The organism is Acidipila rosea, assembly GCF_004339725.1.
Taxonomy (GTDB): Bacteria; Acidobacteriota; Terriglobia; order Terriglobales; family Acidobacteriaceae; genus Acidipila; species Acidipila rosea.
On record NZ_SMGK01000001.1, the window covers coordinates 204,061 to 221,124 of the forward strand.

Below are 17,064 nucleotides of genomic sequence, written 5' to 3' on the forward strand. Positions count from 1 at the left end.
AGTCTTTCAACAGCTCTGCCATACTGGTGAAACTTATGTCCAAGCTGAAGCGCTCCTGTGTCCTGCTGCTCGCCATTCTGCTTCCCTTCAACTTTGCGCCGCTGGCCTCAGCGCAGGCCTATGAAGCGCACCCGAAGCTGGTCGTCATCCTGGTGATCGATCAGTTCCGCGAAGATTATCTGGAGCGTTACCGCGCCGACTTCAAGCCGCGCGGCTTCAAACTCTTCCTCGACCACGGCGCTTATTTTCCTGACTGCTACTACGACTACGCCAACACGGAAACCGCACCCGGCCACTCGACCATAGGGACAGGCGCCTACACCGACGGCCATGGCATCGGCGGCAATGAATGGTGGGACCTCAGCCGCAGCAAGGACCATCCCGTCAGCTCGGTGGATGATGAGCGCTACCAGTTGGTAGGTATGCCTGCTGGCGAAGCGACCACGCCGGGCGCGTCGCCGCGCAACCTGCTGGCCTCGACGGTAGGCGATGAGCTGCGTCTTGACACCAAGGGGCAGGCGAAGCTCTTCGGTGTCTCCTTGAAGGATCGTGCCGCTATCCTCACCTCGGGCGCGACGGCCAATGCCGCCTACTGGATCGACCACACCTCCGGCCGCTTCATTACCTCGACCTACTATCTTCCGCAGCTGCCCGACTGGGTCACCAGCTTCGATAACAGCGGACGCATCGAGCAGGCAAAGCAGGAGTCAGGCTATGCGGACACGAAGCAGTTTTATGAGGAGGTGGGCCGCACTCCCGCTGGCGTCTCCTACGAACTCGACTTTGCCAAGGCGCTTATCCAGAACGAGCAGCTCGGCAAGCACGACGTCACCGACCTGTTGACGCTCAGCATCTCCTCGACCGATCTGCTCGGTCACCGTTTTGGTCCTGACTCCGATGAGCAGCGCCAGATGGTCGATATGCTCGACACGGATCTTGACGGCTTCTTTGCATGGCTCGACAAAAATGTCGATGGCGGTCTGGGCAATGTCTGGATTGCGCTCTCTGCCGATCACGGCGTCGCGCCGTCGCCCGCTGTCTCTGCGCAGCTTGGTCTGAATGCAGCCCAATGGGACATGAAGAAGGTCATCGACGATCTCAACTACGCCATCAACCAGAAGTTTTCGCCCGGCGAGAAAGTTGTCTACATCCTCCCGCACCAGTCGCTGCCTTACCTCTCGCTCAATGAGCCGTCCTTTCAGCGCGCCGGCATCAACGAGCAGGAGGCCGAGCAGGCTGTCCAGAACGCCATCGAGCCCGAGATTGAGTCGCTGACCAAGAAGGCTGAGAGCAAGGCTCCGGCGATGGCCAAGCTGCCGCCGCGCCCCATCCTCTATCGCAGCTATACGCGTCAGCAACTGGCAGCCGGTCAACTGCCCCCGACCGACTTCGGACGCATCCTCGCGCACAGCTACAGCCCCAATGGCGGCTGGTACGTCATGCTCGTCCCTGCGGCCTTCCAGATGGGTCCCGAGAAGGGCACCGGCACCACGCACTACACGCCCTACTCCTATGATCGCCATGTTCCGCTGGCTTTTTATGGAGCTCCCTTTGCGATCGGGACGTACCACGGGCGCGTCGGCCCGGTCGACCTGGCAGCTACTCTTGCTTCGCTGCTCGGGGTCAACCAGCCATCGGCTTCCATTGGCCATATTCTGACGCAGGCCTTGAAGCCCGCGGCTGCTGTTACTTACCCTCGGAAGCCGGTTGTCCGCTCACGCAGCACCACGCACCACCGTGCCGCGGCAGCCGCAAAGAAGCCTGAATGAAGCCGCAGATGGAAGTAACGGTCGCGGGTATCCGGCTACGGAATCCGGTGCTCGCGGCCAGCGGCACCTTCGGTTACGGAATCGAATTCGAGGAGATCGTTTCCCTCGATCGCATCGGAGGCTTCGTCACCAAGGGGCTTTCGCGCGAACCGATGGCGGGCAACGCCGCGCCCCGCATCATCGAAACCGCCGCGGGCATGATGAACGCCATCGGTCTGCAGAATGTGGGAGTGAAGGCGTTCATTGAGAAGAAGCTTCCGCAGCTCAGGAAATACTCCTGCGCGGTTATCGCGAACGTCTTCGGTTATGAGATTGAAGATTATCTGGCCGTGATCGAGGCTTTGAATGCAGCGGAAGGAATGGCCGCTTATGAGCTGAATGCTTCCTGCCCTAATACGAAGCATGGCGGCCAGGTCTTCGGCACCGATGCGGGGCTGCTGGGGGAGTTGGTCACCAGGGCCAAGGCCGTCTCGAAGCGGCCGCTCTTCGTCAAGCTATCTCCAAACGTGACCAGCATCTCCGAGATGGCGCGCGCCGCCGAGCAGGCAGGCGCAGACGCGCTCTCACTGGTCAACACCTTCGTCGCGCTCTCCATTGACATCAAGACGCGCCGTCCGCGCATCGCCAACATCACTGGCGGCCTCTCCGGCCCCGCCATCAGGCCCATTGCTGTGCGCATGGTGTGGGAAGCGGCCAAAGCCGTGAAGATCCCGATCATAGGTCTGGGCGGCATCACCACGCCTGAGGATGCTGTCGAGTTCATGCTGGCAGGGGCGACCGCCGTTCAGGTCGGCACCGCCAGCTATGCCGATCCCCGGGCAGTGGAGCACATCGCCACCGGGCTTGAACGCTGGTGCGCCCGCAATCATGTGGAGCGCGTCAGCGACCTTACCGGCAAGCTGGACACATCGCCGCAGCCTGCTCAGGGTTGAACTACTCGTCAGCCTCGACCGGCTGACGCACCGCGACCTCGCCCTTTGCGCCGCGAGTGTACTGCACCGGCCAGCTGATTGACTGGCCAAGCTCCTGCGCCGCGTGCAGCGTCCAGAAAGGGTCGCGGAGGAATTCGCGCGCCAGCAGGACCGCATCCGCCTGCTGCGTGCGCAGCACATGCTCGGCCTGCTCCGCATTGGTGATCATGCCGACGGTGCCGGTAGCGATGCCCGCTTCGCGCCGGATCGCCTCGGCAAACGGCGTCTGGTATCCCGGGCCTACCGGTATCTTCGCGTCTGCGACATTGCCGCCGGAGGAGACGTCGATCAGCGTCACGCCGTGATGCTTCAGGTGCTTTGCCAGCTCAATCGACTGCGGCAGGTCCCATCCTCCCGGCACCCAGTCTGTTGCCGAGATGCGAACGAAGAGCGGCTTCGGCGCGGGCCACACGCCGCGCACCGCATCCACGACCTCGATCAGCATGCGAATGCGATTCTCCAGCGGGCCGCCATACTGGTCGGTGCGCTTGTTCGAGAGCGGCGAGAGGAACTCGTGCAGCAGATAGCCGTGCGCGGAGTGGATCTCGATCACGTCAAAGTTCGCGGCCGCTGCACGCTCCGCCGCCGCTACAAATGCGTCGGTGATGGCGCCGATGCCCGAGTGTTCGAGCTCCACAGGCCGGGGATAGCTGCTGGAAAAGGGAATCGCACTGGGGGCGGCGACCTGCCATCCGCCTTCCGTCGGCTTCACCTCGCCGTCACCCTCCCACGGACGCAGCGTACTGCCTTTGCGGCCGGAATGGGCCAGCTGGATGCCCGCATAGCTGCCCTGGCTGTGGATGAAGCCCGTAATCCTCTTGAGCTCGGCGATGTGCTCGTCCTTCCACAGTCCAAGGTCCTGCGGGCTGATGCGCCCCTCAGGCAGGACAGCCGCCGCTTCTGTAAAGACCAGGCCCGCGCCACTCTTGGCAAAGGCGCCGAGGTGGACAAGGTGCCAGTCGCTCGCGAATCCGTCTTCACTCGAGTACTGGCACATCGGCGAAACAATGACGCGATTGGGGAGCTGAAGTGAACCTAGATCGAGCGGCGAGAAAAGCAGGCTATTCCGTGACATGCTGCTTTAGATGATGAATTGCTGCCTTCGGCTTCAGGCAAGTGCCTCGCGCACTCCGCGAACCAGGCCTTCCGGATCGAAGTCCGCGCGGATGATGTCATCTGGACAGGTGCTCTCCTGCGAGACGCGATAGTTGCATACGAAGGCGATCCTCTGGGCAGGGTCTCTCTGTTTGATGGTTGTGCAGAGCTCTTCAGCCCTGGCGATGCCCCCGTCGACCTCCACATCGATCAGAACGAGATCGATGGGAGCGTTCTGCATGAGCTCTGCGGCGGTTTCGAGTGAGGTCGTCGAAATCACCTCGAAGCCGTGAAGACGCAGGACGCTATCGCGCAGGTCCTTGATGAGTTCCCGTGTGCAAACATGCAGAATCATTCATTTTTCTCGTAGGTCCATCGCAGTTGCGCGTCAGACCACAAAATATTTTGCCTGTGGGTGGTGCACGATGATGGCGTTGGTACTCTGCTCCGGCTCCAGGTGAAAACCTTCCGTCAGCCGGACACCGATGTTTTTCTCCGGCTCCAGCAGGGTAAATATCTTGGTCTGGTCTTCAAGGTTTGGACACGCCGGATAGCCGAAAGAGTAGCGCGACCCGCGATATTTCTGGTGAAAAAGATCGGTCACGCGCGGCGCATCTTCTCCCGCAATGCCAAGCTCTTGCCGGATGTGTTTGTGCGCCAGCTCCGCCAGCGCTTCTGCTGTCTCCACACCCAGACCGTGAACATACAGGTAGCGGGTAAAGTCGCCTGCCTCGAAGAGTTTCTTCGTCTCTTCGCTGGCACGATCACCGATGGTGACAACCGAAAATCCGACTACGTCCTTCCTGACGCTCTCGCGCGGTTCAAAGAAGTCGGCAATCGAAAGCTGCCTTCCCTCGCGCTGCCTTGGAAAGCTGATCCGCAGCCGTTCCTTCGAGGCATCTTCCGGCTCATACACCACCAGGTCATTGCCGTCTGCATTTGCCGGATAGAAGCCGTAAACCAGCTTCGGCTCAAACCAGCCTTTCTCCTTGATCTCGGCTTTGAGATCTTCGAGAATCGGGCGATATTTCTCCTCGACCAGCCGCAGGTAGTCCGTTGCAGAAGCGGTCTTCAGCTGCCACTGATTCTTGAAGAGCGCAGTCTCGTTGATGTAGCCGAAGACCTCATCGAGGTTGAAGTCCTTCTTCACCCGCACGCCATAAAAGGGCGGCGTGGGGATATCTTCTACCGCCGTCACCCAGCCTGACCGAGCCGTCGTCTCCGCGGGCAGTTCGCTCTCCGGAGTCAGGTGCGTGGGCTTCACGAATGCCTTCACTGTACGCCCGTCGGTGAGCCGCTTGCTGCGCGTCTCTTCATCGTCCGTGGTGAGGTCGGTCATCACATGCAGCCCGGCAAAGGCATCTTCGGCATAGAAAACCGCCGAGGAGTACTCCTTGCGAAGATCGTCTTCGACATACTTGCGGGTCAGCGCAGCGCCGCCGCAGATCACGGGAAACTCGAGCGCCATCCGCTCCAGATCCTGGATCACATACTTCATTTCCAGCGTCGATTTCACCAGCAGGCCGCTCAATCCAATGGCGTCGGCCTTGTGCTCCTGCGCTGCCTGGATGATGACATCCGCAGGCTGCTTGATGCCCAGATTTACGACCTTGTAGCCGTTGTTGGAGAGGATGATGTCGACCAGGTTCTTGCCGATATCATGCACGTCGCCCTTGACGGTTGCGAGCACGATCGTGCCCTTCTGCGTGCCTTCCACCTTCTCCATGCGCGGCTCCAGATAGGCGACCGCAGCCTTCATCACCGCCGCCGAATCCAGCACCGAGGGCAGCTGCATCTTGCGCGCGCCAAAGAGCTCGCCTACCGTCTTCATGCCGTCGAGCAGCACAGTGTTAATCAGGTCAAGAGGCGAATAACGCGCGAGTGCCAGCTCGATCACGTCTTCGAGCGACTGCTTCGCCGCGCCCTGGCCGATGGAGCGCTCGCCGCGAATGATCAGCTGCTTCAGCTTGTCATCGTCAGAGAGCGACTCGACTGCAACCTCATCTTCGGCAACTGCATTCTTGTCCTTGCCGCTGAAGTGCGCCATGTAAAGCTGCAGGGGATCGCCGTTGCTGGTGTCGTGGAAGATGAGCCTGCGCGCCAGCTCCACTTCCTCATCGGGAATCTTGTAGAGCGGATAGATCTTCGAATAGTTGACGATTGCCGCATCGAGTCCGCGATCGACCGCTTCCTTCAAAAACACGCTGTTCAACACGCGCCGCGAATAGGCTGACAGGCCGAAGGAAATATTGCTGACGCCGAGAATCGTCTTCGCCTCGGGCAGCTCCTGCTTGATGCGCCGCACCGCTTCGAGCGTCTCAATGCCCGCCGTGCGATAGTCTTCCTGCCCGGTCGAGATCGGCAGCGTCAGTGGATCGAAGAGGATGTCCACGCCGCGCAGGCCGTACCGTTCCGTCGCCATCTGGTAGATGCGCTTCGCGATAGCGACCTTTTTGTCCGCCGTCAGCGCCATGCCGTCTTCGTCGATGGTCAGGGCAATCACCGCTGCGCCGTAGCGCTTCGCCATCGGCAGCACGCGGCTGGTGCGCTTCTCGCCGTCTTCCAGGTTGATCGAGTTGATGATCGGCTTGCCGGGGATGCGCTTCAGCGCCTCCTCGATCACGTCCGCTTCAGTCGAGTCGACCAGCACCGGCGCAGTCACGCGCGTCGCGATCTTCTCGAGCACGGCATTCATGTAGCCCTTCTCGTCCTCGCCGACAATCGCGCAGCAGAGGTCGAGCATCTGTGAGCCCTCTGCCGCAAGGCGCTTCGCCAGGGCGAGGATGCCGTCATAATCGCCCGCGCGCACCATGTCGCGGAAATGGGCCACCCGGGTCGTCGTATTCATCTCCTCGGCGACGATGACCGGCTGTCCATCCACTTCAAGCGGCACAGCGCTGAACGCACTGGCGGCAACACCCTGCGGTTTCACGTGCCGCGGGGCAGGCGTGGCGTCCTTCACCGCCTCCACCACGGCGCGCAGATGCTCCGGCGTAGTTCCGCAGCAGCCGCCCACCACCTGCACCCCATACTCCGTCACGAAGCGGCGATGATAAGCGCCCAGCTCCTTTGGCGTCAGCGCATAGACCGCGTGTCCGCCCACATTCTGGGGTAGCCCGGCGTTCGGCAGCACGGAGATGGGGCGCGTCGCATTCTGGCAGAGGAAGCGCACCGCGTCGTTCATCTCTGCCGGACCGGTCGCGCAGTTCAGCCCGATCACCGCCGGGTTAAAGCACTCCAGCACGGCCAGCGCAGCGCCGATCTCTGATCCCAGCAGCATCGTGCCCGTAGCCTCGAGCGTCACCTGCATCTGGATCGGCAGCTCGCGACCCGCCGCGCGCATTGCGTCCTGGCATGCCGCCAGGCAGATCTTCGCCTGCAGCAGGTCCTGGCTGGTCTCGATCAGCAGGATATCGACACCGCCCTCGATCAGCGCAGCCGCCTGCTCGCGATAGCCCTCGGCCATCGCGTCATAGGTAATGTGTCCGAGCGAAGGCAGCTTGGTCGTCGGCCCGATGGAGCCGGCCACGAAGCGGGGGCGCTCCGGAGTGGAGTACTGCCGCGCAACATCCTTTGCCAGCTTCGCAGCGGCAAGATTCAGCTCGTGGGTCTTGTCCTCCAGCTCATACTCGGCCAGCACGATGCGTGTGGAGCCGAAGCTGTTCGTCTCCACCACGTCGCAGCCAACCTCAAAGAAGCTGGCGTGGATGCTGCGGATAATGTCCGGGCGGCTCAGCACGAGCAGCTCATTGCAGCCCTCTTTGCCCCAATAGTCATCGACGGTCGGCGCGTGCACCTGGATGTTGGTGCCCATTGCGCCGTCGTAGACCGCTACGCGTTCCTGTATCAGTGAGAGAAAATCTTGCATGGCTGGCTTAATACTCCATGCTAAATGGCGCGACTTCTCCGACAGAAGTCGCGCGCATGGAAGGAGGCTTTCTCGTCAGGGAGAAGCCTGAATCGTTCAGGGAAGGGGATGGAGTTCCGTCACCAGGGAGACCTCGGGAGGAGCCTGGAGCATCGGGCCGGCCTCGCCGAAGATGGCCTGAAAGTGACTGCTTGCAGCGTGCGCGTCCAGATCCTCCTGGCTCGTCCACAGTTCGTCGAAGTAGAACAGCCCCGTGCCGCTCACCTCATAAAGGTCGTAGAACTCGCAACCTTTTTCCTTGCGCGTCGGCTCCAGCATCCGCCGCATCAGCTCCCTTACCTGCAGCGCCTTGCCGTCATGAGCCTGTATGCGCGCGATCACCCTTACCTTTGCCATCATCTTCTCCTGTCACTGCTTTGCATCGGGATCGATCAGCGTCAGCGTGGTCGCCGGATCGTATTTCTTATACAGAGGTCCGGGGTCGACCGTCACCATCACCTCAAGCGTCGGATTCACATAGGCCGCGATCACATGGCCGCCGCGCGTCGTGCCGTCCGGCAGCCCGACGACCATGTGCGTATGCACCGCAGGTTTGCCGTTGGCCACAGCAATATCGCCCACCATCGACAGCACCTCAACCTGCTGGTTGACCGGGATGGTCTTATACATCTTTTTCACGGGATCGAACCAGCCAAGCGTCGCACCCTTGAGCGCGCCAATGGCGGTGAAGTGAGCGGCTTCCACATGGTAGTCGGCGGCAAACTTTGTCAGCCCGGAAAGAGCTTCATCGCCCGGGCTGAGGATCACCGCGTACTCCCGCTGCGGGCCTGCCGCGCTGAGCAGCTTGACCTTCATGCCCGGCGCGCTGCCATGGGGCCCTGTCTGCGAGGGGTGCAGGTACTCGGGGGTGGTCTGCGCGGCCACAGGCGCCGCGAGCAGCAGGAGCAGGATGGACCGGCAGAGTCTCAATGGAACCTCCCCGAGGCGGCTTGGTTGTTTCCTTATTTCAATGAGTCAGAGTGAGCCGCCAGCTGCCCCGGCATGCCCACGTTCGCTACCAGCATGTCTTCCTTGCGCATCACCAGGTTGGTAGCGTTCAGTGATGCCAGCTCAAAGCCGTGGCCGTGGGTAATCGCATCCGTCGGGCAGGCCTCGACGCAGTAGCCGCAGAAAATACAGCGGTTATAGTCGATGTTGTAGACCTTGGCGTAGCGCTCGGCGCTTGAAATCCGCTGCTCGGCGGTGTTCTCCGCCGCTTCAATATAAATGCAGTTGGAGGGGCAGGCGGCGGCGCACAGGAAGCACGCAACGCACTTTTCAAGGCCGTTCTCATCCCGCTGCAACTCGTGCGCGCCACGGAAGCGCTCCTGCAGTACGGCGCCGCGGGTCGGCCCGGGCCCGTCAGGATAGTTTTCAACTTCAGTCGGCTGCAGCATCTCCCGGAAGGTGATGCTCATTCCCTTGGTGATTCCCGCAATATTGCGCACGATGGACATAACGACAGTATACGATGCTGCGGTGTACTCTTTGCACCAGCCCCTGGTCATCCTGAGCGGGTGAGAAAACTGTCAGAAACTTTTGATTCTGCATGAGCTAAAACAGCCAATTTTGGCTGTGTAGGAATTGTGCAGGACATTTGTGCAGAATTCAGTCTGAATGACAGTTTTCTCACGCCGGAAGAGGGTTCGGGAGAAACCCGCAGGGTGTCTCCCGCGCCGCTGAAAATGGCAGACGGGAGCCTTTGCATCCCGTCTGTCCGGTTTTCTGTGTCGTTCGATTGTTACATGATCGCAGGCATGATTTTTATGCTGCGACTTCCTCCGGTTCCTCACTCGTTACCTCGTCCGTAATGGGCGGCTCCAGCGCGGCAAGGATGACGCTCGCAGTCTGCTGGATGACTTCGAGTGATTCAGCCAGCAAGGATGCGTTGCCGTGGTACAGGTGGATGTAGTCAGCGGACGCGGAACCCGTTACCAGCCCAACGGCCTTTCCGACAACAAACGCCACAGCCTCGGCCTCTGTCTCGCGTACTGTCTTCGTGGTGGCTGTTCTGCGTTCGGCCTTGTGTAGAAGCTCGTGCGCCGTCTCATGTACCAGCGTTGAAAATTCCTCGGCCTTCGTCTGTCCGCTCAGGATGGCAATGCGTCCGCCGTAGCTCATGCCGAGTGCGCCTTTGAGATCGTCGCTATACGCAAGCTGGATGCCATGCGAACGCACGAATGCAGTTAGTCTGTCCAAGTTCTCTCCGGGGTCGCCGGATACCTCGCGCATCTCCGGCAGGTCTACACCGTCGGTCTGAGAGATGTCGAAGACATAGGCCGAACGGAAGCCAACCAATACAGGCTTATTCGGATAAATGGGGTCACTCTTGGCGACCTCTTCGTCAGTCTTGCGGCGAACGCCAACGATGGGAGCAAGGATGCGGATGCCTTTGGAGCCAGCTTTGACGAACCGGCCTAACTGCTTCCATGCGAAGAATCCGGCTACGCGGGTAGCGGTGGGCATCTGCCGCGCAATCTCCATCACGTTCCCGAAGGAATAGTGATGGAAACGGCTCATCGCGGTTAAGTAGTTCGTGAGGGCTTCGGAGTGTCCGGCCTCCAACTGTTCAATCAAGAGCTTTACGTTGGCGGCGATGATTTCCTGCTTGGTGAGGGGCTTTTTGCTGTTGGCGATGGTGTTCATGGTGTTTTCTCCTTTGCATTTGCTTTTGCACGTCCGCGTTGAAACGCGGCATGTACATGCCGAACGCCTCCTGGCGAAGGCGGGGGTAGCAAACGGAAAGGTCTTCGAGCGGAGCTTTTTGGGGGGACCGCGCGTCAGCGTGGGGGAGCCAAAACCCGAAGGGCGAATGGCCTTGGAGAGCGCGAGGGGAGACCCCTTAGCAGGGCTTGTCTTCCTTATGCGTGCGCGTCAGCGCACAAGATTTATAGGGAGGGCGTTGCGGGAGGGAACGTCACGCAGAGGTGGAAGCGGAGAACGCGAATGCGGTCGCAGCGGGGAGGAAACCTCCTCCGCTGAATCTAATAAAAGACTTTACCCAATCGAGAAGCCATGTGAAATTTCCTGCTGGGGAACAGATTGCGGCTTTATCTTTTCACCAAGGTCTTGTTGTGGCGTCACACCCTTCTCTACGCCTGCCTGCGGTGCATGAGCACTCTGCTGCGATACTTCATGGCCGAGAGCAACCGGCAATTTCTCCCGGTCGTTGGTAAATATCTGCGCGTCGTGCGCTCCACGCGAGATAGAGACATACGCCATACGATTGTTAAGCAGGTCTTTCGCGCCTAACTCGGTGTCTACATGCACCAGCACTCGCTCGGCGGTCTGTCCCTGACTGGAGTGGCTGGTCACTGCATAGCCGTGATCGAGATGCGGATTGCGTACCGGGTCGATTTCTACCGAACGGCCACCGTCCATACGCAAACTCATTTTGCCGTCACTGATTCGTTCGACCGTCGCTAGTTCACGGTTCGCAACCTTTAATTCATTGTCGGGTGCGGTGAACTGGATGCGGTCGCCTACGGAGAATGCTCGTTGCTCCTCGCGGTAGACCGACACACCCTGCTGGCGGCGTGGATCGTAACTCTGCTGTCGTCCATCGCGTAGTGCGACGGTGATCTGGTTGTGTTCGGCATCCACGCCAGTTACGCGGGCATATTCGCCCTTCTGGATGCCTGTCTCTTTCGAGCCACGGCTGTACCGTAGCACGTCACCAACTTCGTACTTCTCCGCCCATGTTCGTGCAGCGCCGGTAAGTTCCTGCCGCTGCACCAATGTCTGTACGGGATGTTCCTCTTTGGCGACTACCCCACGCTGCTGCAACTCGGCATGGATGCAAGTGTTGATTTCCATGCGGGAACGATTGTCGGGCGAGACGACCAATGTATTCTCGGGGGCTTTCGCATACTCCTTGGCTACTGCGTCGATGCGCTCATCCCGGCCTTTGAACTCATGCACACGGCCTTGCTCATCCAACTTCTTTACCGCAGCACCGACTTCGCCCCGCGCTAACTGCTCCACGACATTGCGTAGCTCCGGGTCTTTCTGGCGCACGATCTGGTCAAGAGAAACTGTTTTCATGCCAGCCTGTTGCAACTGCGCGAACGGCCTGCCCGCTTCTACTGCTTCATGCTGTCGTTTGTCTCCCACCAGCAACACACGGTCGCTCGGATGCAAGCGTGTCAGAAACTCGTGCATCTGTTTCGTGGAAGCCAGCGAGGATTCGTCGAGCACGTACAAACGCTTTTCGCCCGTGTCTGGTCTTTCACCACGCGCAAGATGCCTCTGGAGCGTGGACGTTTCGATGCCAGCTTCACCCAGCTTTTGTGCCGCCCGCGACGTGGGCGCAAAACCTTCCACAGCGTAGCCCTCACGTTCCGCACCTTCACGAATGACAGCCAACGTGGTCGTCTTGCCAGCACCGGCTACACCGTCCATGCCGACGATCTTCTCCCGCGCGGAAAATACTTCCTCGACCGCATGGCGTTGGGAAGAATTTAACTCTGGATGACGGCCTATCGTATCGAACCTTTCTCGGCCTTCCACCAGCATCGGGCGGTGCTGGTCATTGCTCTTTTGGAGAATGTCGACGATCTCGCGCTCGGTGCGCAGCATCGTGGCAGTCGTAATCTGCGGGCCACGCACGGATGCGGCGGCCTGCTGGAACTCGCCAGACTCAAAGCGTCTGTCCACTTCCTGCCGTATCTGGCTGTACGTCACTTCGCCCATGCCACGCTGCAACGCGGTTTCATAGAGAGCACGACGGTCCTGCACGGCAGACTTCTCAAAAAGATGGTCGCGTGCATACGTGACAGCCTGCCGCGCAATCATCTCCCGGTTTCGCTCCTGCCGATGTTGCTGGCTACGCTCACGCGCTGCTGCCACAACATGATCCGCCTGATGGCCGAACGTTGTCGCCAACTCACGATGCTGACGCTGGACTTCTTCGGGCGACAGCAACTCTTTCCGGTCACGCGTGAAGTGTGCCGCGACCTGGGCAGCTCCCGCTCCATCCAATCCTTGCGCCCGAAGATGGTCTTTAATTTGCTCGCGGCGCGGGCTGGATGCTTCGAGGTATTCCTTCGTGTAGCCCTTAATCTCCGGCTGACCGTACTTGCCGGATTCGATTTCATAGCCCAACCCCTGCAACCGAGAGGACAACTCCGCGCGGTAGATGGATGTCGCGTAATGCTGCGAGGCATAGAGTTCGTGTGATTGCACGGAGCGCGTCTGTCCGTTGTCGCGCTCGGTGACATTGAAGATGACAGCATGAGTATGCAGCTGCGGAGCGGCATAACCTTCGACAGGCCGCGCGGTATCGTGCTCAAACGTTGCGGCCACAAATTTGCCCGTCGTCTCCGGTGCGTGGACATTGCCGATGCGAGCTTGCGTGTAATGTTCCAGTTCGTTCAACGCGACGCGAACACTCTCGCGGTGCGCTTCCCGCACACGATCATCTCCGCCCACAAGCGCCGTCAATGAAACTGACTTCGGTGCGGAGAACGTCGCGTCCCATCCGGCGCGGTGCTCCACGCTGGTGACTTCCTTGCCATTCTTGCCTTCATAGGTGCGTGAGACCTGATGCTTCACCATCTGCTGTTGAGTGAAGGGATGCTGGCCTTCAGTCAAACGCGCGAAGTGCTCATCGCCCACAACACCGGACAGACCCCATTCTTTCGCAAGCCGTCCTTGCCATTCGCTATGCCCCTGCTGATCGCGGCTCCAGTAGTTCTGTCTCTCCGAAGCAAACTCCCGCTCATGGTACGAACGTACCTGCCCCGCAGACAGCGGCTTGGAGAGCGTCAGCATAAGAACTCAATCTCCCGATCTTCATTCGATGCCCTTGGTTTCATCCCAACTGAACCCCTCTCGCTTCACGGCGGCCTTATCCTCTAACGGCAACACTGCCTGAACTGGCTTCTTTGCTTCTGATGCTTTGACGGGAGCCGGAGTCTTCGCAGCATCCACCTTGCGCGGTCGCGGCTGTTCTCTCGTCCGCTCCAGAAACTCCGGTTGCTTATTCTGTTTCTTCGCCAGCCGGAACCTTGCCGGCACAACATGATTCTCCAGCTTGATAAAGCCTGTGAGCGGAGCCAGCCCAGCGATCTCGGAGGCCATAACAAGCGGCTTGGTCGCAATCTCCATCGCAAAACTCTTCTTTGAGCGCAGCAGGCCCATGCTGCGCGACTCCTTCAGGCGTTCGACCTCTATTTCGCCGATGGCCTCGGAGATCCATTTGGCCGCGCGCGGTTCGGAGGTCTTCAAAAATATCTTCGTCGCAGGCTGGGAGAGCATCGCTTCGGCGTCCTGACCGTAACGCTTCTCCATCTGGCTGCGCCCCTGCAAGCCCATCACGACGGGATTGCCATACTTGCGATTTTCTGTGACGGCAGTGTGCAACTGAGGCAGCTTATTCAGGCTCGCCAGCTCATCAAGCACGAACCAAACCGGCTTCGCCGCCTGGTCTTCACAGTAGCCCATCATGCGAAGGATGAACAGGTCGAGCCATGCCGAGTGCAGCGGCAACACCTTCTCCCGGTAAGCCGCAGAGGATGTCAGGAACACCCAGCGTTTGCGCTCGGTATACCATTCTGCCGTCGCAAAGGTCTTTCTTGTGTACTCCCACTCCGGCAGCAGTTCCAGACTGTCGGCCACCATGTTCAAGCTGGAAAGCACGCCTGCCCTTTGCGCCGGAGCGCCGGGATCGAGCAGCGCCGCCAGCGGCGTTCCTTTCACCGCAAACTCGATGCGCGACGGATCAGCCATCATGCGCAGAATGTCTCTCGGCTGGGGCTTGTCCCGCAGCAGATGGGCCAACACCCGGCGCGGCGCATCGGTAAAGAACGCCTTCTCATATTCCTTCTCCGGCAGCATCGCAGCCGCAATCGTCGTGGCCGTCTCCGGTCGGTCGATCTCATCACCCAGTCCCCAGTACGGGCAGCGCTGCTCAAGCGGGTTCAGGATCAGGTCGCCCCTCTTGGGATCGTAGAACTCGCCCAGAAAGTCCATCGCCGGGTCATAGACGATGGCGCTCTCGCCCCGGTCTTTCACCTGACGGAGCAACTGCCGGATGGCCGAACTTTTGCCGGAGCCGGTATCGCCCATAAGCAGGATGTGACTGGCCTCCAGCCGTCGGGGGAGATGGAAGCTGCGGGTGGGAAGCAGCCGTCCGAGCGTACCTTCGCGCTCCATCTGGAAGCGGATACCGCCATCACTGGAGCCACGCAACGCGGCAATCAACTCCGGGCCTTTGGTACGGCGTCCATGACGCTGCTCGTGCTTCCGATTGAGACGAAGCCTGTGTCCAAAGAACAGCCAGAGCAGGTATAGGGACAACACTACCGCCGTCAGGTAGAGCATGGGCCGGAGGAAGATCAGCCATGCGCTGTCACCGTCATAGATCGTGTCCCGCAGGTACGATTGCAACTCCCTCGCACTGACCTTACCGGGCTGCGCAATCGTCACCCCTCGCCAACCCTCCGCGATGGCTTTCGGACTCAATGCGAACCGTTGTTTCGGATCAGAACTCTTGACTGCATCTTCCGGCAATAACGGCTCCGGTTTCCGCCCCGGAGCCGTTTTCTCGGCATAGCTCACAGTGGTCGTCGCACCGGGGTAGCTGCTCAGTGTGGAGCACGCCGCATAGGTTCCGAGGTAGAAGTTCTGGACGGGATTCATCGTCCACCCGAGCCATAGCGCCGCCGGAAAGATCACCAGAAACGGCCCCAACACGAAGAGCAAAACCAGCCACAGGAGCCACCGGCCCCGGCTGGGAAAGCGCATCGCCCCGGCACTCACTTCTGGCCTCCGGCTCTATCCTCCCCGGCAAGGAAATCGGTGAGCAGTTTGCGGGCGTCGGCCAGCTTCCGCGCCTCCGCCTTATCTCGGATTTTGACTACAGATTCCGGCAGCAGATACTTGCCTTCGGTCTGCGCGGAGGCCGACGCATGGAACAGATTCAGGAGCATGTAGCGCAGCGAGGAAAGCTCCGCCAGCATCAATTCCGTGGGGTCGGCTGGGCGCTCCCGCGCCCCATTTAAGGCCAGCTCCCGCAGCCATACCGCGAGCGTCTTGCCGCTCTTTTCGGCAGCAGCTTCGACCTCCCGCAGCTCGTCTGGAGTGATCCTTGTCGCGATGGTTTTGGTGCGAAAGCCGGGCTTCTCCTGGGCGCTTTCAGAAGCGCTGGAAGCCGCCAGAATAGGGCCGTGCGGAGTCTCCATAGAAGTCCGCCTTGTCTTCCAACATGCACCTGACGAGGATATCCGGTCAAGCGCCCGTTTCACGCCACCAAACCGTAAGCCTTGCTCCTGCAACGTGTTTACGTGAAAGACGCGTCAGGGAAGACGGCACGTTTACAGAACGATATGGCGTTTACGCTTGTAAACGCCATATCGCTAAATGACTCAAATTGCACACGTTCACGTCCGGTACCGCAGGTACACCTCGCAGTTCCCATTTGGGGGTGACGTGTCGATACTTCAGCCGATGCCGTAGGCAGCGCGGTTTTCGGGGATACCTTGCCTGGCATGGCTCCCCGTGTATGCAAAGCTCATTTGGAAAACTCGTCAGAACGGCAAAGTTCGCCAGCGGCTACGCGATGAGATCGCGCTCAAGTGATTGACAACCGAAGAAGGCTATTGCCTATCGGTTGATTGAAATGGGTTTTGCGATAGAAAACGTCCGACTCTTCTATCCTGCTCAGTGCGCCTCCCACAGTCGGGAACAGATTCAGGTAAAAGCGAAGTCCGCAAAGGCCAAATGAACCCATCACAAGATGCGCTTCGTGCGCCTTTGCGACGTAATTGAAGTGGTCGTCCAAATTAAAGGTTTCTCCCTGTCTGAACGCCGTATAGATGCCGCGTCCAACGGCGAACTCTTCAAGGCCAAAGGCGACCCTAGCCAATTCCACAGGGACCGTTCCCGGCTCGTGCGTACCGGGACCGATGATTAGGTTTCTGCCGAAGCTGAAATTGAGCAGCGTCTTGAGGCACCATCGCTCTAATTTGCGGCTGTCCACCGTGAGATGTTTGGACGCCCAATTTATGTATGGCATCTCTTCGCGGGTCATCTTTGTCCGCGCAAAATCCCGGATGGAATCGAACGCGCTACCCGCCTCGGAATCCAACTCGCTCAATGCGGAGTTGTGATCCTTGCAAAGTATCTTTGCCGTCAGTGTTTCGATGCGGACTTCTTTGGGTTCGTCGAGACACCAATCGAGACCCTTCACGAATATCGACTGATCGGGGAACACGCATTTGGATACAAGATGCTCACGGCTAATACCGCCTCCGCATCCGCCAAGCGGTGCTGCCCAACATCCGCCGCTGGTGATTGCTTTCGCCATCGTTTGTTTATTCCA

Annotated in this window: 13 protein-coding genes; 2 read left to right on the forward strand and 11 right to left on the reverse strand. The window is 59.7% G+C overall.

The annotated features are described in order from the left end of the window. The first annotated feature begins 35 nt into the window (after positions 1-35). Both C7378_RS00905 and C7378_RS00910 read left to right on the forward strand, forming a co-directional pair. Positions 36-1,769 carry an alkaline phosphatase family protein gene (locus C7378_RS00905; RefSeq protein WP_131990788.1) on the forward strand — a complete coding sequence of 578 codons (1,734 nt, stop codon included), beginning with the start codon at positions 36-38 and terminating at the stop codon, positions 1,767-1,769. Then, positions 1,766-2,701 (forward strand): dihydroorotate dehydrogenase, encoded by a 936-nt coding sequence (locus tag C7378_RS00910; RefSeq protein WP_131990790.1) that lies wholly within the window; start codon positions 1,766-1,768, stop codon positions 2,699-2,701. The genes C7378_RS00905 and C7378_RS00910 overlap by 4 nt, the downstream gene beginning before the upstream one ends. A 1-nt stretch (position 2,702) precedes the next feature. Here the strand turns inward: C7378_RS00910 and C7378_RS00915 are convergent, their stop codons facing one another. The 11 genes from C7378_RS00915 to C7378_RS00965 all read right to left on the reverse strand — a co-directional run bounded on the left by C7378_RS00915 (position 2,703) and on the right by C7378_RS00965 (position 17,049). Further along, positions 2,703-3,815, reverse strand: a complete 1,113-nt coding sequence (locus tag C7378_RS00915) for an NADH:flavin oxidoreductase/NADH oxidase (RefSeq protein ID WP_131990792.1) — start codon at positions 3,813-3,815, stop codon at positions 2,703-2,705. Positions 3,816-3,848: 33 nt separating this feature from the next. After that, positions 3,849-4,190, reverse strand: coding sequence for a response regulator (locus tag C7378_RS00920; RefSeq protein ID WP_131990794.1), 342 nt, complete (start codon positions 4,188-4,190; stop codon positions 3,849-3,851). A 33-nt stretch (positions 4,191-4,223) separates the two neighbouring features. After that, positions 4,224-7,703 carry a methionine synthase gene (metH, locus tag C7378_RS00925; protein WP_131990796.1) on the reverse strand — a complete coding sequence of 1,160 codons (3,480 nt, stop codon included), beginning with the start codon at positions 7,701-7,703 and terminating at the stop codon, positions 4,224-4,226. Between the two features lie 96 nt (positions 7,704-7,799). After that, positions 7,800-8,099 (reverse strand): putative quinol monooxygenase, encoded by a 300-nt coding sequence (locus C7378_RS00930; RefSeq protein ID WP_165876572.1) that lies wholly within the window; start codon positions 8,097-8,099, stop codon positions 7,800-7,802. Positions 8,100-8,111: 12 nt separating this feature from the next. Beyond that, positions 8,112-8,672, reverse strand: a complete 561-nt coding sequence (locus C7378_RS00935; RefSeq protein WP_207901286.1) for a PPC domain-containing DNA-binding protein — start codon at positions 8,670-8,672, stop codon at positions 8,112-8,114. A 32-nt stretch (positions 8,673-8,704) separates the two neighbouring features. Next, positions 8,705-9,199 carry a NuoI/complex I 23 kDa subunit family protein gene (locus C7378_RS00940; RefSeq protein WP_131990800.1) on the reverse strand — a complete coding sequence of 165 codons (495 nt, stop codon included), beginning with the start codon at positions 9,197-9,199 and terminating at the stop codon, positions 8,705-8,707. A 307-nt stretch (positions 9,200-9,506) separates the two neighbouring features. Then, positions 9,507-10,388 carry an ArdC family protein gene (locus C7378_RS00945; RefSeq protein WP_131990802.1) on the reverse strand — a complete coding sequence of 294 codons (882 nt, stop codon included), beginning with the start codon at positions 10,386-10,388 and terminating at the stop codon, positions 9,507-9,509. A 351-nt stretch (positions 10,389-10,739) separates the two neighbouring features. Continuing rightward, positions 10,740-13,514, reverse strand: coding sequence for a MobF family relaxase (gene mobF / locus C7378_RS00950; protein WP_131990804.1), 2,775 nt, complete (start codon positions 13,512-13,514; stop codon positions 10,740-10,742). Positions 13,515-13,535: 21 nt separating this feature from the next. After that, a complete protein-coding gene (locus tag C7378_RS00955; protein WP_131990806.1) occupies positions 13,536-15,503 on the reverse strand; it encodes a type IV secretion system DNA-binding domain-containing protein in 1,968 nt (655 codons plus the stop codon). Then, a complete protein-coding gene (locus C7378_RS00960; RefSeq protein WP_131990808.1) occupies positions 15,500-15,925 on the reverse strand; it encodes a plasmid mobilization protein in 426 nt (141 codons plus the stop codon). Before C7378_RS00960 ends, C7378_RS00955 begins: the two co-directional genes overlap by 4 nt. A 389-nt stretch (positions 15,926-16,314) precedes the next feature. Beyond that, complete coding sequence (locus C7378_RS00965) at positions 16,315-17,049, reverse strand: hypothetical protein (RefSeq protein ID WP_131990810.1); 735 nt, start codon at positions 17,047-17,049, stop codon at positions 16,315-16,317. Positions 17,050-17,064: the final 15 nt, after the last annotated feature.